This is a genomic window from Rhizobium sp. WYCCWR 11146, from assembly GCF_013591995.1.
Classification (GTDB): Bacteria; Pseudomonadota; Alphaproteobacteria; order Rhizobiales; family Rhizobiaceae; genus Rhizobium; species Rhizobium indicum.
Genome location: NZ_JACCEY010000023.1, coordinates 189,278 through 209,483, shown reverse-complemented (window position 1 = coordinate 209,483; position 20,206 = coordinate 189,278). Strand labels below are relative to the sequence as shown.

Below are 20,206 nucleotides of genomic sequence, written 5' to 3'. Positions count from 1 at the left end.
CCGCGCCTTCCAGAGCCAGGCAGCGGGCGAGATGGATTTCAGCAGCCTTTGCCGTGCAATAGGCAGACGCGTTCGGCGAGGCGGCAAGACCGTTTTTCGAAGCGACGAAAATGACATTGCCGCCGAGCGCCTGACGGCGGAACAGGCGGAAGGCTTCGCGCGAGACGAGGAAATAGCCGGTCGCGAGAATATCGATATTGCGGTTCCACGTCGCCAGTTCGGTCAATTCGATCGGCGCGGAGGAGGCAATGCCGGCATTCGAGACGAGGATATCGATGCCGCCGAATTCGACGCAGGCTTCCGCGAAGGAGGCGATCACCGCATCTTCCTTGGTGACGTCGAGCCGGACGCTGCGCACGGCGTCGGCGCCGAACTTCTTGACGAAATCGGCTTCGGTGCCTTCGAGCGCTGCCTGGTCGATATCGGCAAGCACCACGCAGGCACCTTCGCCGACGAGGCGTGCGGCCGTCGCCCGGCCGATGCCGCCGGCGCCGCCAGTGACGAAGGCAACGCGGCCGGCAAGGCTCTTTGGCTTCGGCATGCGCTGCAGCTTGGCCTCTTCAAGCAGCCAATATTCGATATCGAAGGCTTCCTGCTCCGGCAGGCCCTGATATTCGGAGACCGTCGAGGCGCCGCGCATGACGTTGATGGCGTTGACGTAGAATTCGCTGGCAATGCGGGCCGTCGCCTTGTCGCGGGCAAAGGACAGCATGCCGACGCCGGGCACCAGGAAGATGACGGGATTGGCGTCGCGCATGGCGGGCGAATTGCCATGCTTGCAGTCGTTGTAGTAGCGGGCGTAGTCGGCGCGGTAGTCTTCCAGCGCCTTGTCGAGACCGGCAACGATCGCGTCGACATCCGGCATGGCCGGGTCGAAATCGACGATCAGCGGGCGGATCTTGGTGCGCAGGAAATGATCGGGGCAGCTGGTGCCGAGCGCGCCGAGCGGACGCAGATCCCGGGAATTGACGAATTCGAGCACGGCGTCCTGATCGTCGAAATGACCAAGCTTACGCTCCTGCTTGCCGATGCGGCCGCGGATCTCCGGCATCAGCCGGGCGGCGATGGCGCGGCGCTCAGTGACGGCCAAGCTCTGTGCGACCGCGCCGCCGAAAATGGTCTTGCCTTCGGTCTTTTCGGCAAACCAGACGATCGCCTTGTTGATGATATCGAGCGTCAACTCGTAGCAGGCCTTGGCATCGTTCGCCCAGGTGAAGAGGCCGTGGCTCTCGAGCACGACGCCCTTGGCATTCGGGTTTGCGGCAACGAATGCGCCGAGGTCGAGGCCGAGCTGGAAGCCCGGACGGCGCCAGGGCAGCCAGCCGATCTCGTCGCCGAAGATCTGCTGCGTCAATTCCTTCGAATTCTTCGACGCGGCGATCGCGATGATCGCATCGGGATGCATGTGGTCGACATGAGTGAAAGGCACGAAACCGTGCAGCGGCGTGTCGATCGAGGCAGCGCGGGCATTCAGGTTGAAGGTGCAGTGCGGCAGGAAGCCGACCATGCGGTCTTCGTCCTCAACGCCCTTATAGATGCCTTTCAGCGATTCCAGCTTGTCCTGGTAGAGCGTCGCGAAACCGTCGAGCTTGATCGTGCCGACGTCGCCGCCCGATCCCTTGACCCAGAGTACCTTGACCTTTCCGCCGGTCAGCGGATCGGTTTCCAGCACCTTCGCCGAAGTGTTGCCGCCGCCATAATTGGTGATGCGCTTGTCGGCGCCGAGCAGGTTGGAGCGATAGAGCAGCTTGCCAGGCTCATCGAGGCCTGCCGCATAAGCATCATCCCACCGGTTTTCCAGAAGCCGGACGTTCGCCGCCATGTCATCCTCCCATATGAAATCTTCATCGAAACGCAAAGCCCGCGCCCCTTTTCGCTGACGGTATCGCTCATCAAAACGCAGCTTGTCAATCGAAAACGATCAAATTCGATTATTGTGCAGCGCAATATGAAAATTTATGATCGTTTTTGATTGACACATTCTCATATGTGCGAAATAAACGATCGAAGGAGGAGCCCCATGCACGAACGCGAACGCCATCGCATCATTCTGAGCGCCGTTCAGGAAAAGTCCGTCGTGACGGTTCAGGATATTTCCGAACTGACCGAGGCTTCCGAGGCGACGATCCGGCGCGACATCGCGGCTCTTCATGTTCAGGGCAAGATCCGACGTGTGCGCGGCGGCGCCGAGGCCGTGCATCCGCCGCAGCTCGGCAATCTCGCCGGGCGCCCCTTCCGCGTTTCGGAATCGGTCAATATCGACAAGAAGCGCGCAATCGCCCGCCAGGCCGTCGAGCTTTGCGATCCGGGCGACGCGATCATCATCAACGGTGGCACGACCACCTTCCAGATGGTGCACTTCATGGCGGCGCACCGCCTGCAGGTGATGACCAATTCTTTCGCCATCGCCGAACATCTGGTCAAGCATTCGAAGAACACGGTGACTGTGCCGGGCGGCGCGATCTATCGCGAGCAGAGCCTGATCCTCTCCCCCTTCGACAATGACGCGATCCGCAATTTCTACGCCCGCCGCTTCTTCATCGGCGCGCAGGGCGTCGGCCCGCTCGGCATCATGGAAGCCGATGCGCTGATCATCCAGAGCGAACAGAAGCTGATGCATCAGGCCGACGAATTGGTCGTCATGGTCGATTCCAGCAAGTTCCATCGCCGGTCGAGCCTCATTCTGTGCCCGCTCGAACGTGTGTCTACGATCATCACCGATGACGGCATTCCAGAGGAAGCCGTCAGGATGATCGAGAATGCCGGCATCAGGCTCATCGTTGCGAGCCCGGTCGCCCAGGCAATCAAGGAGGATTCCTCGTCGGTCGCATAAGGCGCCGGGGAGGTGTGAAGAGTGTCAATCAAGTGGGAGGATGAAAGCATGAAACTCGCAAAGAAACTCGCAATCGGCGTGGCATTTGCCGTCGCCATGATGGCCGGGACAGCCAGCGCCGCCGACATCAAGATCGGTCTCGTCGTCAAGTCGCTCGGCAACGGCTTCTTCGATGCCGCCAATAAGGGTGCACAGGAAGCCGCCAAGGAACTCGGCGGCGTCGAGGTCATTTATACCGGCCCGACGACGACGACGGCCGAAGGCCAGATCGAAGTCATCAACTCGCTGATTGCCCAGGGCGTCAGCGCCATCGCCGTTTCGGCCAACGATCCCGACGCGCTCGTTCCGGCGTTGAAGAAGGCTGCACAGCGCGGCATCAAGGTCATCTCCTGGGATTCCGGCGTCGCGCCTGAAGGCCGTATCCTCCAGCTCAACCCGTCGTCCAACGAGCTGATCGGCAAGATGTGCCTGACGCTCGTCAAGGATCATCTCGACGGCGGCAAGGGTGACTTCGCCATCCTGTCGGCCACGACCACCTCGACCAATCAGAACATCTGGATCGACCAGATGAAGAAGCAGCTCAAGGATTTCCCGGGCCTCAACCTCGTCACCACCGTCTATGGCGACGACCTATCGGACAAGTCCTATCGTGAAGCCGAAGGCCTCTTAAAGGCGAACCCGAACATCAAGGTCATCGTCGCTCCGACGACGGTCGGCGTTCTCGCCGCTTCCAAGGTCGTCGAAGACAAGGGTCTTGTCGGCAAGGTCTACGTCACCGGTCTCGGCCTGCCGTCCGAAATGGCCGGCGCGATCAAGTCGGGCGCGACGAAGGAATTCGCCATCTGGAACCCGATCGATCTCGGCTATTCTGCAACGCAGATCGCCTATCGCCTCGTCAAGGGCGAGACCGACGGCAAGCCGGGCAGCGAGATCGAAGTCGGCCGCATGGGCAAGATCAAGGTCGGCGACAACGGCGAAGCCGCCATGGCCGATCCGTTCGTCTACAATGCTTCGAATATCGACCAGTTCTCCAAGGTCTTCTGATCCGAAACCACCGCATTAAAGCCCGGCGGCCTGATGGCCGCCGGGATTCTCATTCGACACTGGTAGAAGCTTGATGAACGCCGCCTTTCAACAAACCGCCACGGACAGCAAAACCGGTGATGCGCCCGCCATTCTAGAAATGCGCGGCATCTCCCAGATCTTTCCGGGCGTGAAGGCGCTCGACAATGTCAGCATCGCGCTGCATCCCGGCACGGTCACCGCGCTGATCGGCGAAAACGGCGCCGGCAAATCGACGCTGGTCAAGATCCTGACCGGCATCTACAGGCCGAACGAAGGCGAGATCCGGGTTGATGGCCAGCCGGTGACCTTTGCCAGCGCCCAGGCCGCAATCGACGCCGGCGTCACCGCCATCCATCAGGAAACCGTGCTGTTCGACGAACTGACGGTTGCCGAAAATATTTTCCTTGGCCATGCGCCGCGCACACGTTTGCGCACCATCGACTGGCAGGCGATGAACAGCCGCGCCAAGGCGCTGCTGACCGCGCTTGAAAGCAATATCGATCCGACAATCCGGCTGAAGGACCTCTCGATCGCACAGCGCCATCTGGTGGCGATTGCGCGCGCTCTGTCGATCGAGGCCCGCATCGTCATCATGGACGAGCCGACGGCAGCCCTATCCCGCAAGGAGATCGACGATCTCTTCCGCATCGTCCGCGGCCTGAAGGAAAAGGGCAAGGCGATCCTCTTCATCAGCCACAAGTTCGACGAGGTCTACGAGATCGCCGACGATTTCGTCGTCTTTCGCGACGGCCGCGCCGTCGGCCAGGGCCGGCTCAAGGAAACGCCGCAGGACGAGATCGTCCGCATGATGGTCGGCCGCGACGTCGAGAATGCCTTTCCGAAGGTCGATGTCGCCATCGGCGGCCCGGTTCTCGAGATCCGCAATTACAGCCATCGCACCGAATTCCGCGACATCTCCTTCACCCTGCGCCAGGGCGAGATTCTCGGCATTTACGGTCTGATCGGCGCCGGGCGTTCGGAACTGTCTCAATCGCTTTTCGGCATCACCAGGCCGCTCTCGGGCACCATGATGCTCGAAGGCCGCGAGATCACCATCCATTCGCCGCAGGATGCGATCCGCGCCGGCATCGTCTATGTGCCGGAAGAACGCGGCCGCCACGGGCTGGCGCTGCCGATGCCGATCTTCCAGAACATGACGCTGCCGTCGCTTACCCGCACCTCGCGCCGGGGCTTCCTCAGGGCGGCAGAAGAATTCGCGCTCGCCCGCAAATATGCCGAGCGGCTGGACCTGCGCGCAGCCGCCCTTTCCGTCCCGGTCGGCACGCTCTCCGGCGGCAACCAGCAGAAGGTCGTCATCGGCAAATGGCTGGCGACGGCGCCGAAGGTCATCATCCTCGATGAACCGACAAAGGGCATCGACATCGGCTCAAAGGCGGCCGTGCACGGCTTCATCAGCGAACTCGCCGCCGAGGGCCTGTCGATCATCATGGTCTCGTCCGAACTGCCCGAAATCATCGGCATGTCGGATCGCGTTCTGGTGATGAAGGAAGGTCTCGCCGCCGGAATTTTCGACCGCGCCGAGCTGTCGCCAGAAACGCTGGTGCGAGCCGCCACCGGCAATGCATGAGGCCCGCAATGCATAAGGCCCGCGCAATTCATAAGGTAAGAGCATGGCAAGACTGATCAGAAAACGCGAAACCCTGCTGTTCCTCATCATCGTCGTGATGATCGCGATCTTTTCGACGCGCGCTGCCGATTTCGCAACGCCGGAGAATCTTGCCGGCATTTTCAATGATACCTCCATCCTGATCATCCTGGCGCTGGCGCAGATGACGGTCATCCTGACGAAATCGATCGACCTCTCCGTCGCCGCCAACCTCGCCTTCACCGGCATGGCGATCGCGATGATGAATGCCGCCTATCCCGATCTGCCGCTCGTCGTGCTGATCCTTGCCGCGATCGTCATCGGCGCCTGCCTCGGCGCCATCAACGGCTTTCTCGTCTGGGCGCTCGAAATCCCGCCGATCGTTGTCACGCTCGGCACGCTCACCATCTATCGCGGCATGGCCTTCGTGCTCTCGGGCGGGGCGTGGGTGAACGCCCACCAGATGACGCCGGTCTTCCTGTCGGTGCCGCGCACGCCGATTCTCGGCCTGCCGGTTCTCGGCTGGGTGGGCATCGTCATCGTGCTTCTGATGTATGTCCTGCTCAGATACACCCAGTTCGGCCGCTCGGCCTATGCGACCGGCGGCAATCCGACCGCGGCCGTCTATGCCGGCATCGATACGGGCTGGACGAAATTCCTGGCCTTCGTTCTGTCGGGGGCGCTGGCCGGCCTTGCGAGCTATCTCTGGGTGTCGCGTTATGCCGTCGCCTATGTCGATATCGCCAACGGCTTCGAGCTCGACAGCGTTGCAGCCTGCGTCATCGGCGGCATTTCGATTGCCGGCGGCGTCGGCTCGGTCGCCGGCACCGTGCTCGGTGCGCTCTTCCTCGGCGTCATCAAGAATGCGCTGCCGGTGATCGGCATTTCACCCTTCACGCAGATGGCGATCTCCGGAACCGTCATCATTCTCGCCGTCGCCTTCAACGCCCGGCGCGAGCGTAACCGCGGCCGTATCATCCTGCGCGACCGCGCCGCAGCCGAGATCAGAACGGAGGCCGCAGCATGAGCACCGTGTCCACACACGAAAAGCGGGTCATTCCCGACCGCCTCGGCACACCCTTCCGCCGCATCCTCGCGAGCTGGGAAGTGCTGCTCTTTGCCGTCGCCATGCTGATCTTCATCTTCAATTCGCTCGCCTCGCCCTATTTCCTCGATGCCTGGAACCTCTCGGACGCCACCTTCAATTTCACCGAAAAGGCGATGATCGCCTTCGCCATGGCGCTGCTCGTCATATCGGGCGAGATCGATCTCTCGGTCGCCGCGATCATCGCGCTCGCCTCGACGGCAATGGGCGCGGCAGCGCAGCTCGGCATCGGCACCCCCGGCCTGGTCGCGATCGGCATCGGCACCGGCCTTGCCTGCGGCATCTTCAACGGCGTGCTGGTCTCGGTGCTGAAATTGCCGTCGATCGTCGTCACCATCGGCACGATGAGCCTTTTCCGCGGCATTTCCTATATCGTGCTCGGCGACCAGGCCTATGGCAAATACCCGGCTGATTTCGCCTATTTCGGCCAGGGCTATGTCGTCTGGGTATTCTCCTTCGAATTCGTGCTCTTCATCGTGCTGGCGATCCTCTTCGCCATCCTGCTGCATGCGACGAATTTCGGCCGGCAGGTCTATGCGATCGGCAACAATGACTTCGCCGCCCGCTTCTCCGGCATTCCGGTCGAACGCGTCAAATTCATCCTCTTCCTGCTGACCGGCGTCATGAGCGGCGTTGCCGCCGTCTGCCTGACCTCACGCCTCGGCTCGACCCGGCCGTCGATCGCCCAGGGCTGGGAACTCGAGGTCGTCACCATGGTCGTGCTCGGCGGCATCTCCATCCTCGGCGGCTCCGGCACCATCGTCGGCGTCGTCATCGCCGCCTTCGTCATGGGCCTCGTCACCTTCGGCCTCGGCCTGCTCAACGTGCCCGGCATCGTCATGTCGATCTTCATCGGCCTGCTTCTGATCATCACCATCGCCATCCCGATCATCGCCCGTCGCATCAAGGTCATGAGCTCCCGATGACTTTAGAAAAACACGCCTTCAAAATGCAGCTTAATCCCGGCATGGAAGCCGAATACCGCAAGCGGCATGACGAGATCTGGCCGGAACTGGTCGATCTCCTGCACAAGTCGGGCGCCAGCGACTATTCCATCCATCTCGACCGCGAGACCAACACGCTGTTCGGCGTGTTGACGCGGCCGGCCGACCACACGATGGCGAGCCTGCCGGACCATCCGGTTGTGAAAAAATGGTGGGCGCACATGGCCGACATCATGGCGACCAATCTCGATAATTCACCGGTCCAGAGCGACCTGGTCACCGTCTTCCATATGCCATGAACGCCACCTCTTATCGCCGCATCGCCGTCCTCGACATCGGCAAGACCAATGCCAAGGTCGTCGTCCTCGACAGCGAGACGGGCGCCGAGATCGCCGTCCTGAAACGGCCGAATATCGCGATCAAAACCGGTCTCTATCCGCATTACGACGTAGAGGCTCTCTGGTCCTTTGCGCTCGATGCACTGAAGAGCCTTGCGCGCGAACCTGGCTTCGACGCCATTTCGATCACCACCCATGGCGCATCCGCTGCATTGCTTGTCCGAGACGGCACGCTTGCCATGCCTGTCATCGACTACGAACACGAATATCCGCAGGACATCCGCGACGCCTATACGGCGCTCCGCCCCTCCTTCGACGAGACCTTCTCGCCGCGCCTGGCGATGGGTCTCAATGTCGGCGCGCAGCTGCACTACCAGAAGACCGCCTTTCCCGAGGAGTTTGCCAAGGTTGCGACCATCCTCACCTATGCGCAATACTGGACGGCGCGGCTGACCGGTGTCGCCGCCAATGAGCTGACCTCGCTAGGCTGCCATACCGACCTCTGGAACCCGAGGGAGGGCCACTATTCCTCGCTCGTCGACAGGCTTGGCATTCGCGACCTCATGGCGCCGATCCGTTCCGCTTTCGATGCACTCGGCCCGGTTCTTCCCGGCATCGCCGCTGAGCTCGGCCTTGCTGCAGCCGTGCCGGTCTATTGCGGCATTCACGATTCCAATGCCTCGCTGCTGCCGCATCTCGTCCATCGCGAAGCGCCCTTTGCCGTCGTCTCCACCGGAACATGGGTCATCAATTTCGGCGTCGGCGGCGATCTCGATCATCTCGATCCGGAACGCGATGCGCTCGCCAATGTCGATGCCTATGGCCGCGCCGTCCCCTCTTCCCGCTTCATGGGCGGCCGTGAATTCGAGATCCTGTCGGCCGAGATCGGCCCCGTCGACGAAAATGCCGCCCTGGCGGCAATCGGTCCCGTGATCGACAAAGGCATGATGCTGCTGGCGAATATCGCCTCCGGTTCCGGGCCTTTTCCGGGAAAGACAAGCCGCTGGATCGGCGCCAATGAGGCAAGCCGCGAGGAGCGCTCTGCCGTCGCCTGTCTCTATCTCGCTTTGATGACCAATGCCTGCCTCGGACTGGTCGGCGCCAAAGGCCCCGTTATCGTCGAAGGGCCTTTTGCGCTCAATGGGACCTATCTCAAGCTCCTTGCCGCCCTGACCGGCCGCGAGGTCATGGCCCTTCCGGGCTCGACCGGCACCAGTCAGGGAGCGGCCCTTCTCACCGGCATCCGGCCGGTATCGGGTGCCGAGACACATGTTCCGCCGACCGATATCCCAGGACTGACCACCTATCGCGATCGCTGGCACGCAGCGATGGAATAGGACCTTTTCCAAGAACGGCCTTGTTCGTCCTCGTCTTGCCGCTAGTGTGGCACTCCAAAATCATGTCGAGGAGATAGCATGACAGAGACATTCGATCCGCGCGCCCTTGCCGCCCGGCTTCACAGCCTGCGCCAGGCCGGCCTGCAGGAGGCCACGGACACTTTCGCGCTGCCAGCCGATCTGCATCAGGCGATGGAGGCGCAGAATTTGCTCACTGCTGCGGACCGTATTTCGAGCAATGCCTGGAAAGTCACGGTCTCGCCGCAGGGCCAAGCGGTCGCCGGTACGCTGTATCCCTATGCCAAAGCCGTTTCGGGCGCGGACATTCCCTGGTATCCGGGCCTGAAATTCGAGACCGAGATCGCCGTCCGTCTCGGCAGCGACCTGCCGGTCCGCGCGGGCGTTCCCTACAGCCGCGCCGAGGTGGTCGAGGCGATTTCCGCTGTCTATCTCGGCGCCGAGCTGCTGGTCAGCGCTGTGAAGGAAAGCGGCAGCGTTTCGTTTCTGCTGTTCGTCGCCGACCGCCTCGGCAATAGCGGCTATGTACTCGGCCCGGAGGTCGAGAAACGCGTCGTCGACACCGTAGGCGGCACGCCGCTCAAGGTCACTCATGCCGGCCGCACGATCTATGATGGTCCGGCGCAGCATCCGAAAGGCGACGTTCTCACCTGGCTCATCGATTATGCTAATGACGGCCTCCGCCCCGAGACATCGCTGAAGGCAGGCGCACTCCTGACGACGGGCACGCTGAGCGGCGCGATCGAACTGACCGAACCCGGCGAAATCGACATCCTGCTCGGCAACAGCAGGCTCAGCTTCTCGGTATCTAAGGCTTGATTTGACGCCGCGGTGCTTACGCCTTCTCGCGGAACATCTCGATGATGGCGGAAAAGTCCCTTCCGCCATTGCCCTGCTTTTCGAAGAGCGCATAAAGCTGCGCTGCTTCCGCGCCGAGCGGCGTGGAGGCGCCACTCGCCAGCGCCGCTTCCTGGGAGAGCCTGAGATCCTTCAGCATCAGAGCCGCGGCAAAGCCCGGTTTGTAGTCATTGTTCGCCGGCGAGGTCGGCACCGGTCCGGGCACCGGGCAATAGGTATTGATCGACCAGCACTGGCCCGACGAGGTCGAGGCGACGTCGAACAGCGCCTGATGCGAGAGCCCGAGCTTTTCGGCAAGCACGAAGGCCTCGCAGACGCCCACCATCGAAATACCTAATATCATGTTGTTGCAGATCTTCGCCGCCTGGCCGGCGCCGGCCTCGCCGCAATGGACGATCTTCTTTCCCATGGCCTCGAGGATTGGCTTTGCCTCGGCGAAGGCGTCTTCCGAGCCGCCGGCCATGAAGGTCAGCGTGCCCGCGGTCGCCCCGCCGGTGCCGCCGGAGACCGGGGCGTCGAGCGACAGGCAGCTTGCGGCCTTGGCCATCTCATGCGCCTTGCGGCTGCTTTCGACATCGATGGTCGAGCAATCGATGACCAACGTGCCTTGCGCGGCGGACTGCAGGATATCGGTCCAGGCCGTCAGCACGTGTCTGCCCTGCGGCAGCATGGTGATGATGATCTCCGCTTCCTTGACCGCCTGGCTGGCATGGCTTGCCGGCTTGACGCCGCTCTCCTCGGCCGCCTTCAGCACGGACGCCGCGAGATCGAAGCCGAGGACCTCGTGACCTGATTTGACCAGATTGGCGGCCATCGGCCCACCCATGTTGCCGAGGCCGATGAATGCGATCCTTGCCATGGTCTTCTCCTATCGATTGTCTTCGAGGATCATTGCTGCCGCCTTTTCGGCGATCATGATCGTCGGCGAATTGGTGTTGCCCGAGGTGATCGACGGCATCACCGAGGCGTCGGCGATCCTGAGCTTGCCGAGCGCCCTGAGCTTCAACCGGGGATCGACGACGCTGTCCCTGTCGGCGCCCATGCGGCAGGTGCCGACAGGATGGAAGATCGTCGTGCCGATCTCGCCCGCCGCCCGCTCCAGATCGGCCTCCGTCTGATAGGCAGGCCCCGGCTTGAATTCCTCCGGCCTGAAACGGGCAAACGAAGGCTGCGCGACGATCTTGCGCGTCAACCGTATTGAGCGAACAGCTATGTCACGATCGCGCTGCGTCGAGAGGTATTTCGGGCTGATCGTCGGCTGAGCGGCAAAATCCGGGCTGGACAGGTGAACCGAACCGCGGCTTTCCGGCCTGAGATTGCAGACGCTCGCGGTGATTGCCGGGAAAGGATGGACGGGATCGCCGAACTTCTCCAGCGAGACCGGCTGCACGTGATATTGCAGGTCGGGCGTTTCCCGGTCCGGGCCCGATCGGGTGAAGATGCCAAGCTGGCTCGGCGCCATCGCCATCGGCCCGGAGCGGCGGACGAGATATTCGAGCCCGATCGCCGCCTTGCCGATCAGCTTCGTCGCCTTCTCGTTCAGCGTCGGAACCCCCGTCACCTTGTAGGCCAGACGCAGTTGCAGATGGTCCTGCAGGTTCTCGCCGACACCCTTGACCTCGGTGACGACATCGACGCCCGCCTGTCTGAGAACCTCCCCCCGGCCGATGCCCGACAGTTCCAGGATGTGCGGCGAGCCGATCGAACCGGCCGAAAGGACGGTCTCTTTCGCCGCATAGGCGCGTTTCGCCACGCCACGATGCTGGAACTCGACGCCGGCAACGGCGCCTTCCTCCACCAGCAGCCGCCGGACCTGTGCCTTGGTCAGCACGGTCAGGTTGGAGCGCTTCATCACCGGCCGCAGGAAGGCCTTCGAGGTGTTCCAGCGAATGCCGGAGCGCTGGTTGACGTCGAAATAGCCGGAGCCCTCGTTGCTGCCGCGGTTGAAATCCGCGGTTTCAGGAATGCCCGCTTCCCTGGCAGCCTGCTGGAAGGCGTCGAGCACGGCCCAGCGCACGCGCGCTTTCTCGATGCGCCATTCGCCGCCGGCACCATGCATCTCGTCTTCGCCGCGATAAAAATCCTCGGACTTGCGGAAGAAGGGCAGAATATCGTCCCAGCCCCAGCCGCTGCAGCCCATCTGCCGCCAGAGGTCGTAATCACGCGCCTGGCCGCGCATGTAGATCATGCCGTTGATCGACGAACAGCCGCCGAGAACCTTGCCGCGCGGATAACTCAGCGCCCGGCCGTTCAATCCCGCTTCCGGCGCCGTAGTGAAGCACCAGTCGGTGCGCGGATTGTTGATGCAATAGAGATAACCGACCGGAATATGGATCCAGTGATAGTTGTCGCTGCCGCCGGCTTCGAGCAGCAGCACCCGGCTCCTGCCATCGGCAGACAGCCGGTTGGCGAGCACGCAGCCGGCGCTGCCTGCGCCGACGATGATATAGTCGTAACGATCCATGCCCCGCATGAGACTCCAGATGCTTGCCGCTTCCCCCTCCCCGCGGCACGGGGAGAGGAAGAGTCGCAGCGCCGCCGCCCGTCTCTTTTCCGGGAAAGAGTAATTCTTTCCGGAAAGAGAGAGGTCCGCCCGTTCAGCGGCGATAGACGAAGCCCAGTTTCCGCCCCAGCCGCGAGGCGTAGAATTCGCCGATGATGCCGCGGCGGAAGATCAGCACGCAGACCATGAAGACGATGCCGGTGATGATCGTCACCGGGAATTCCGAGGTGGCGAGGTAGTTTTCCAGCACCACCACCAGCCCGGCGCCGAAGAGCGGGCCGATCAGCGTGCCGATGCCGCCGAGCAGCGTCATCAGGATCACCTCGCCCGACATCTGCCAGGCGACATCGGTCAGCGTCGCGAACTGGAAGACGATCGATTTCACCGCGCCTGCGAGCCCGGCAAGCGCTGCCGACATGACGAAGGCGCCGAGCTTGTAGCGCGCCACGGAATAGCCGAGCGAGATCGCCCGTTGCTCGTTTTCGCGGATCGATTTCAGAATCATGCCGAAGGGCGAATTGATAAAGCGCCAGATGATCAGGATGCCGACGAGGAAGACGGCCAGCACGAAATAATACATGTTGGTCGAGCTGTTCAGGTCGATGAAGCCGAAGAGATGGCCGCGGGGCACGGACTGGATGCCGTCCTCGCCCTCGGTGAACTCCGCCTGCAGGCAGAAGAAGAAGAACATCTGCGACAGCGCCAGCGTGATCATCGCGAAATAGATGCCCTGGCGGCGGATGGCGAAGAAGCCCATGACGAGACCGAGAAACGCCGCACCCGCCACGCCGATCAGGATGCCGAGTTCCGGCGGCAGGCCCCATTCCTTCACCGTATAGGCGGTGAAATAGGCGGCACCGCCGAAGAAGGTGGCGTGGCCGAAGGACAGCAGGCCGGTATAGCCGAGCAGCAGGTTGAAGGCGCAGGCAAAGAGCGCGAAGCAGAGCAGCTTCATCAGGAAGATCGGATAGAAAAAGAACGGCGCCAGCAGCAGAAGCAGCAGCCCGGCGACCAGGAAACCCGCCTGCACTGAAAGAGCGGTTCGGCTTTTTTCCGATTGGATGGTTTCGGTGATGTCAGCCATGTCAAGCATCCCGTCCGAAGAGGCCCGCGGGCCTGATGAGAAGCACGATCGCCATGATGACGAAGATCACGATGTTGGACGCCTCGGGATAGAAGACCTTGGTCAGGCCCTCGGCGATGCCGAGTACATAACCGGTGATGATCGCGCCCATGATCGATCCCATGCCACCGACGACGACGACGGCGAAAACGACGATGATCATGTTCGATCCCATCAGCGGCGAGACCTGGTAGATCGGCGCCGCCAGCACGCCGGCAAAGGCGGCAAGACCTGCGCCGAGCGCGTAGGTGAGCGTCAAGAGCACCGGCACGTTGACGCCGAAGACCTGCACCAGCACGGCGTTTTCCGTGGCGGCGCGCAAGTAAGCCCCGAGCTTGGTCTTTTCGATCAGCAGCCAGGTGCCGAGGCAGACGACGAGCGAGACGACCACCACCCAGCCGCGATAGATCGGCAGGAACATGAAGCCGAGGTTCGCCCCGCCGGCGAGCGCCGCCGGCGTCGCATAGGGCTGGCCGGAGGAGCCATAGAGATAGCGGAAGGTCCCCTCGACCGCGAGCGCCAGCCCGAAGGTGAAGAGCAGGCCGTAGAGCGGATCGAGATCATAGAGCCGGCGCAGGAACAGCCGCTCGATGATTGCCCCGGCAAGGCCGACGATAACGGGCGCCAGGATCAATGACGGCCAGTAGCCGATCCCGGCATAGGTCAGCAGCAGATAGGCGACGAAGGCGCCGAGCATATATTGCGCGCCATGGGCGAAGTTGATCACCCGGAGCAGGCCGAAGATGATGGCGAGGCCGAGGCTGAGCAGCGCATAGAACGAGCCGTTGATCAGGCCGATCAGCAGCTGGCCGAACAGCGCCTGCAGGGGAATGCCGAAGATCATCGTCATCTGGTCATACTCCCAGAACCTTGTGCAGCGTATCCATGCGCTGCGGCAGTTCACCGACCGGGAATTCCGACACCATCTGCCCATGATCCATCAGATAGAAGCGATCGGCAATACGGCTGGCGAAACGGAAATTCTGCTCGACGAGCAGGATCGTCATGCCGCGCTCCTTCAGCGTCTTCAGCACCTCGCCAATGCGCTGGACGATAACGGGGGCAAGCCCTTCCGTCGGTTCGTCGAGAATGAGCAGCCTGACGCCGGTGCGCAGGATTCGGGCGATCGCCAGCATCTGCTGCTCGCCGCCTGACAGTTTGGTGCCCGGGCTGGCGCGGCGCTCGTAGAGATTGGGGAAAAGCTCGTAGATTTCGTCGAGCGTCATGCCGCCCCCTGCCACGACGGGCGGCAGCAGCAGGTTTTCCGAAACGGTGAGCGTCGAGAAGATGCCGCGCTCCTCCGGCACGAAGCCGATGCCCCGATGCGCCGTCTTATGCAGCGGCACATGCATCATGTCGCTGCCGTCAAAGCTGATCTTGCCCTTACGGGCCCGTACGATGCCGGTGATGGTGCGCAGCGTCGTCGTCTTGCCGACGCCGTTGCGGCCCAGAATGGTGATCGTCTCGCCTTCGGCAACGCGCATGTCGACGCCGTGCAGGACGTGGCTTTCGCCGTACCAGGCATTGAGCCCCTGGACTTCGAGGAGAGTGGCCATCAATGCTCCTCCGTGCCCATATAGGCCACACGCACACGCTCGTCCTGGCTGACCGTCGCATAGTCGCCCTCGGCGAGGATCTCGCCGCGCTGCAGCACGGTGACATGCTGGCAGATATTGGCGACGACGGAGAGATTGTGCTCGACCATCAATACGGCGCGGTCGCGGGCGACCTCGCGGATGATCGAGGAGACGACGCCGACATCCTCCTGCCCCATGCCGGCCATCGGCTCGTCGAGCAGCAGCACTTTCGGATCCAATGCCAGCGTGGTGGCGATCTCCAGCACGCGCTTGCGGCCATAGGAAAGATCGGCGGCGATGTGATCGCGCTCCTTGGACAGTCCGACGCTGGCGAGCAGCTGCTCGGCGCGCTCGTTCAGCCGGTCGAGTGCGGAAAGCGGCCGCCAGAACTGTGTGGAAAGATTGTTCGGCCGCTGCAACGCCACGCGGACATTGTCGAGAACGGTCAGATGCGGGAAGACCGCCGAGATCTGGAAAGAGCGGACCAGCCCCATGCGCGCCACCTTGTCGGGCGGCGTTCCGGTGATGTCAACGCCCATCAGGCTGATGGTGCCTGAGGTCGGCTGCAGGAACTTGGTCAGCAGGTTGAAGACCGTCGTCTTGCCGGCGCCGTTCGGGCCGATCAGCGCATGCACGCTGGCGTCATGCACGTCGAGATCGACGTTCTTGACGGCCGTGAAGCCGCCGAAATCGCGGCGCAAGCCGCGGGCGGACAAGACCACCCGCGGCTTTTCCTGTGTTTCAATTGCGGAAACCGCCATCGTGCTTACTTTACCAGATCGCAGCCGCTCTTGGCGGGATCGATATAGGCTTCCTTGCCGGGAATGGTGGCGAGCACGTTGAAATAATCCCACGGCTCCTTGCTCTCGGAAGGCTTCTTGACCTGCAGCAGATACATGTCGTGGATCATGCGGCCATTGGCGCCGACCGTGCCGCCGCGGCCGAAGACGTCGTCGACCGGCATTTCATGCAGCTGCTTGGCGACGGCTTCCGTTTCGTCGGTGCCGGCCTTCTGCACCGCCTTCAGATATTGTGTCACCGCCGAATAGGTGCCGGCATGGATCATGTTCGGCATCTTGCCGGTGCGGGCGAAGAACTTCTTGGCGAAGGCGCGGCTCTCGTCGTCGCGATTCCAGTAATAGCCTTCCGTCAACGTCAACCCTTGAGCCGCCTCAAGGCCGAGACCATGGACTTCGGCGAGCGTGAAGAGCAGCGCCGCCAGATGCTGGCCGCCCTGGGTGATGCCGAATTCGGCCGCCTGCTTGATGGCGTTTGCGGTGTCGAGGCCGGCATTGGCAAGGCCGATCACCTTGGCGCCGGATGATTGCGCCTGCAGCAGGAAGGACGAGAAGTCCTGGGTGGACAGCGGATGGCGGACGGCGCCGACGACCTTGCCGCCGCTCGCCTTGACATAGTCGCTGGTCTGCTGCTCCAGCGAGTAGCCGAAGGCATAGTCGGCCGTCAGGAAGAACCAGCTGTCGCCGCCCTGCTTGACGAGCGCGCCGCCGGTGCCGACGGCGAGTGCATGGGTGTCGTAGGCCCAATGGAAGCCGTAAGGCGAGCAGGCCTTGCCGGTGAGATCGGTCGTCGCAGCACCCGTGACGATGTCGATCTTCTTCTTTTCCTTGCCGATCGCCTGCACGGCGAGCGCCACCGACGAGGTCGTCAGTTCCATGATCGCATCCACCTGTTCGGTGTCGTACCACTGGCGGGCGATGTTGGAGGCGATATCAGGCTTGTTCTGATGGTCGGCATCAACGATCTCGACCGGAACGTCGAGCACCTTGCCGCCGAAATCCTCGACCGCCATCTTGGCGGCTTCGACGGAGGACTTGCCGCCGAAATCGGCATAGACACCCGACTGGTCGTTCAGGATGCCGATCTTGACCTTGCCGTCGGTCGCGCTCTGCGCGAGCACCGCAGTGCTGCTCGCAAGCAGAAATGCAACTGATGCAATGAGATTCTTTCGCATATGATCTCCTCCCAGAGATTGGCCAGATTGCGGATCTGTTCAAATTTGGCCAGCCGCACTCCTCAGGACGGCGGACCCTCACCTTACGATCACGGAAATCCCGCCCTGAGGCAACGGGTGATTTACAACTAATTCCAAACAGTATCTGTTCATTTTTGAACAGAGAGGATCGCGATGAACAATCCACCGCAGTTTACTTGGGACGATCTGCAGTTTTTTCTAGCCGTCGCCCGCACCGGACAGCTGTCGACGGCGGCCCGTCAGCTGCGTTCCAGCCATGCCACCGTCTCGCGCCGCATCGACCGGCTGGAGTTCACGCTCAAGGTCAAGCTGTTCGAGCGCAATCCGCGCGGCTATGTACTGACCGCCATGGGCACGCGCTTTGTCGAGACGGCCGAGAAGATGGAGCAGGAGACCGAGCGGCTGCGCGCCGATCTTGCCGCCGGCTCGATGGCGCAGCGCGGCCTGGTGAGGCTGAGCGCGCCGGAGGGTTTTGCCAATTTCTTCTTCGCAACCGTGCTGCCGCAGTTTGCCGCCCAGCATCCGCATCTGGCGCTGGAACTGGTGACGATCCAGCAGATCATGTCGCTGTCGCGCAAGGAGGCCGATCTTTCCGTCGTGCTCGACGAGCCGAAGGGCGGGGCCTATTTCGCCGAGAAGCTGACGGATTATCACCTGCAGGTCTATGGCTCGCGCGATTATCTGGCGAAGGCGCCTGAGATCACCTGCCGCGAAGACCTGCTCAGCCATCCCTTCGTCAGCTATATCGAGGAGATGATCTTTGCGCCCGGCCTGGATTATCTCGGCGATGTGCACCCGCGCATCAAGCCGCAGTTCCAGAGCTCCAGCATCTTTGCGCAGCTGACTGCCACTCGAAACGGCCTCGGCCTCTGCATCCTGCCCTATTTCTTCGCCAGCCGTTATCCCGAACTGGTGCGCGTGCTGCCCGAAGAGATCGACCTCAAGCGCCATTACTGGATCACCTGCCACCGCGACCTGAAACAGGCGCCGCGCGTGCGCGCCGTCATCGATTTCCTGCGCGAGGCGGTGCGCGGCGAAGATGCGCGCTTCGTGCCGCCCTATGTCACGGCCGCCGGCCCTGCGCGCAGGACAAGAGCGGACGTTTAATTAGAGCATGATGCCGTCCGAAACCGCTCACAGTTTTCAGCATCATGCTCTGGTTACTTCAGGAATTCGGCCCGGTGCGGGGTGAATGCATCGATCAGCCGGCCCTTTTCCAGCGCCTTGACGCCATGCACCAGATTGGGGGGCACAATGAAGCTGCCGCCCTGCTTGAGCACCTCGGTCCGGCCATCGATCGTCACTTCGAAACTGCCTTCGGCGACGTAGCTTGCCTGGATGTGCGGATGCGAATGGGCCGCGCCCACGGCGCCGCTTTCGAAGGCCACTTCCACCAGCATCATCTCGGGCAGATATGTCATGATGCGCCTGACGACGCCGGGCTCGGGATTGACCCATTCGGCGCCTTCGGCCGATACGAACAGATCGCTTGACGACATTTTCCGCCTCCTCGTTCCAGAATCGATCGCGGGCAAAGTGGATCATGCCGACGCTTTTGAAAAGATGGCGCGGCCGGTCTTTTCGAGACTGCCGCCTTCTGTTGACGCGGTCGGCTGGCGGGTCTATGGCCAACTTGAGCGAGGCAAGCCAGAACCGGGATGAGGAGACGCGGCCATGCAGCATACGCGCGAAGTTTTCGACTGGGCCGATCCGTTCCGCCTGGTGGAGCAGCTGACCAGTGAAGAGCGCATGGTGCAGGACACCGCCCGTGCCTATGCGCAGGAAAAGCTTGCTCCCCGTGTTCTCGACGCCTTCCGCAATGAAAAGACCGATCCCGAGATCTTCCGCGAAATGGGCGAACTCGGCCTGCTCGGCCCGACGATCTCGCCCGATTATGGCGGCGCCGGCCTCGGTTACGTCGCCTACGGCCTGATCGCCCGCGAGGTCGAGCGGGTCGACAGCGGTTACCGCTCGATGATGAGCGTGCAGTCCTCGCTCGTGATGGTGCCAATCGAAACCTTTGGCTCCGAGGCGCAAAAGCTGAAATACCTGCCGAAACTCGCCACCGGCGAATGGATCGGCTGCTTCGGCCTGACCGAACCCGATCACGGCTCCGACCCCGGCTCGATGGCAACACGTGCCAAAAAGGTGGACGGCGGCTACAGCCTGACCGGCTCGAAGACCTGGATCTCCAACGCGCCGATCGCCGATGTTTTCGTCGTCTGGGCAAAGACCGAGGACGGCCTCATCCGCGGCTTCATCCTCGAAAAGGGCTGGAAAGGACTTTCGGCGCCTGCGATCCACGGCAAGGTGGGCCTGCGCGCTTCGATCACCGGCGAGGTGGTGATGGACGGGGTCTTCGTGCCTGAGGAAAACCTTCTGCCTGATGTGACCGGCCTCAAAGGGCCGTTCACCTGCCTCAACTCGGCCCGCTTCGGCATCGCCTGGGGCGCACTCGGTGCTGCCGAGGATTGTTATGCGAGAGCCCGGCAATACACGCTCGAGCGCAAGCAGTTCGGCCGGCCGCTTGCCGCCAACCAGCTCATCCAGAAGAAGCTCGCCGACATGGCGGCGGAAATCTCGCTCGGCCTTCAGGGCTGCCTGCGGCTTGGCCGCATGAAAGAGGAAGGCCATCCGCCGGTGGAGCTGACCTCGATCCTCAAGCGCAACAGCTGCGGCAAGGCGCTGGAGATCGCGCGCGCGGCCCGCGACATGCTCGGCGGCAACGGCATCTCCGACGAATTCGGCATCGCCCGTCATCTCGTCAACCTCGAAGTGGTCAACACCTATGAGGGCACGCACGACATCCACGCGCTGATCATCGGCCGGGCGATCACCGGCATTGCCGCTTTTGCGAACTAGCGCATTGGCGCGAAAGGGCGAATTGCCACGCGCCTGACAATGTG

At 62.4% G+C, this 20,206-nt stretch carries 19 protein-coding genes; 10 read left to right on the top strand and 9 right to left on the bottom strand.

Annotation, left to right across the window (positions count from 1 at the left end):
• On the bottom strand, positions 1 to 1,822 hold a 1,822-nt coding region (locus tag HX899_RS18530), incomplete at its 3' end, for a bifunctional rhamnulose-1-phosphate aldolase/short-chain dehydrogenase (RefSeq protein WP_181293044.1).
• Between the two features lie 198 nt (positions 1,823 to 2,020).
• Here HX899_RS18530 and HX899_RS18525 point away from each other — a divergent pair.
• The 8 genes from HX899_RS18525 (at position 2,021) to HX899_RS18490 (ending at position 10,065) form a co-directional block, all read left to right on the top strand.
• The gene (locus HX899_RS18525) at positions 2,021 to 2,833 is read left to right on the top strand and encodes a DeoR/GlpR family DNA-binding transcription regulator (RefSeq protein WP_138331360.1); all 813 of its coding nucleotides are present in this window, start codon (positions 2,021 to 2,023) and stop codon (positions 2,831 to 2,833) included.
• Between the two features lie 48 nt (positions 2,834 to 2,881).
• A complete protein-coding gene (rhaS, locus tag HX899_RS18520; RefSeq protein ID WP_003553864.1) occupies positions 2,882 to 3,877 on the top strand; it encodes a rhamnose ABC transporter substrate-binding protein in 996 nt (331 codons plus the stop codon).
• 73 nt (positions 3,878 to 3,950) lie between these two features.
• Positions 3,951 to 5,486 (top strand): sugar ABC transporter ATP-binding protein, encoded by a 1,536-nt coding sequence (locus HX899_RS18515; RefSeq protein WP_181293043.1) that lies wholly within the window; start codon positions 3,951 to 3,953, stop codon positions 5,484 to 5,486.
• 43 nt (positions 5,487 to 5,529) lie between these two features.
• Positions 5,530 to 6,531, top strand: a complete 1,002-nt coding sequence (locus tag HX899_RS18510) for an ABC transporter permease (protein ID WP_003553868.1) — start codon at positions 5,530 to 5,532, stop codon at positions 6,529 to 6,531.
• Entirely contained in the window at positions 6,528 to 7,535 is a 1,008-nt protein-coding gene (locus HX899_RS18505) for an ABC transporter permease (protein WP_181293042.1), read from the top strand. Before HX899_RS18510 ends, HX899_RS18505 begins: the two co-directional genes overlap by 4 nt.
• Entirely contained in the window at positions 7,532 to 7,852 is a 321-nt protein-coding gene (gene rhaM / locus HX899_RS18500) for an L-rhamnose mutarotase (protein WP_181293041.1), read from the top strand. The genes HX899_RS18505 and rhaM overlap by 4 nt, the downstream gene beginning before the upstream one ends.
• The gene (locus HX899_RS18495) at positions 7,849 to 9,228 is read left to right on the top strand and encodes an FGGY-family carbohydrate kinase (protein ID WP_181293040.1); all 1,380 of its coding nucleotides are present in this window, start codon (positions 7,849 to 7,851) and stop codon (positions 9,226 to 9,228) included. Before rhaM ends, HX899_RS18495 begins: the two co-directional genes overlap by 4 nt.
• Positions 9,229 to 9,306: 78 nt before the next feature.
• Positions 9,307 to 10,065 carry a fumarylacetoacetate hydrolase family protein gene (locus HX899_RS18490; protein WP_171598031.1) on the top strand — a complete coding sequence of 253 codons (759 nt, stop codon included), beginning with the start codon at positions 9,307 to 9,309 and terminating at the stop codon, positions 10,063 to 10,065.
• A gap of 16 nt (positions 10,066 to 10,081) precedes the next feature.
• Here HX899_RS18490 and mmsB read toward each other — a convergent pair whose 3' ends face one another.
• The 7 genes from mmsB to HX899_RS18455 form a co-directional block, all read right to left on the bottom strand.
• Complete coding sequence (gene mmsB, locus HX899_RS18485) at positions 10,082 to 10,963, bottom strand: 3-hydroxyisobutyrate dehydrogenase (protein WP_181293039.1); 882 nt, start codon at positions 10,961 to 10,963, stop codon at positions 10,082 to 10,084.
• A 9-nt stretch (positions 10,964 to 10,972) separates the two neighbouring features.
• Positions 10,973 to 12,568, bottom strand: coding sequence for a GMC family oxidoreductase (locus tag HX899_RS18480; RefSeq protein WP_171598245.1), 1,596 nt, complete (start codon positions 12,566 to 12,568; stop codon positions 10,973 to 10,975).
• Positions 12,569 to 12,701: 133 nt separating this feature from the next.
• Positions 12,702 to 13,691 (bottom strand): branched-chain amino acid ABC transporter permease, encoded by a 990-nt coding sequence (locus HX899_RS18475; RefSeq protein ID WP_029874928.1) that lies wholly within the window; start codon positions 13,689 to 13,691, stop codon positions 12,702 to 12,704.
• A 1-nt stretch (position 13,692) separates the two neighbouring features.
• A complete protein-coding gene (locus HX899_RS18470) occupies positions 13,693 to 14,580 on the bottom strand; it encodes a branched-chain amino acid ABC transporter permease (protein WP_003547797.1) in 888 nt (295 codons plus the stop codon).
• Positions 14,581 to 14,584: 4 nt separating this feature from the next.
• Entirely contained in the window at positions 14,585 to 15,286 is a 702-nt protein-coding gene (locus tag HX899_RS18465) for an ABC transporter ATP-binding protein (RefSeq protein ID WP_181293038.1), read from the bottom strand.
• Positions 15,286 to 16,068 carry an ABC transporter ATP-binding protein gene (locus HX899_RS18460; protein ID WP_138331350.1) on the bottom strand — a complete coding sequence of 261 codons (783 nt, stop codon included), beginning with the start codon at positions 16,066 to 16,068 and terminating at the stop codon, positions 15,286 to 15,288. The genes HX899_RS18465 and HX899_RS18460 overlap by 1 nt, the downstream gene beginning before the upstream one ends.
• A 5-nt stretch (positions 16,069 to 16,073) precedes the next feature.
• Entirely contained in the window at positions 16,074 to 17,279 is a 1,206-nt protein-coding gene (locus HX899_RS18455) for an ABC transporter substrate-binding protein (protein ID WP_138331349.1), read from the bottom strand.
• 174 nt (positions 17,280 to 17,453) lie between these two features.
• On the opposite strand from HX899_RS18455, the gene HX899_RS18450 reads away from it, so the two are divergent.
• Positions 17,454 to 18,407 carry a LysR family transcriptional regulator gene (locus tag HX899_RS18450; protein WP_138331348.1) on the top strand — a complete coding sequence of 318 codons (954 nt, stop codon included), beginning with the start codon at positions 17,454 to 17,456 and terminating at the stop codon, positions 18,405 to 18,407.
• Positions 18,408 to 18,460: 53 nt separating this feature from the next.
• Here the strand turns inward: HX899_RS18450 and HX899_RS18445 are convergent, their stop codons facing one another.
• A complete protein-coding gene (locus HX899_RS18445) occupies positions 18,461 to 18,799 on the bottom strand; it encodes a cupin domain-containing protein (RefSeq protein WP_138331347.1) in 339 nt (112 codons plus the stop codon).
• 175 nt (positions 18,800 to 18,974) lie between these two features.
• Here HX899_RS18445 and HX899_RS18440 point away from each other — a divergent pair, with 175 nt between their 5' ends.
• A complete protein-coding gene (locus HX899_RS18440) occupies positions 18,975 to 20,162 on the top strand; it encodes an acyl-CoA dehydrogenase (RefSeq protein WP_138389684.1) in 1,188 nt (395 codons plus the stop codon).
• Positions 20,163 to 20,206: the final 44 nt, after the last annotated feature.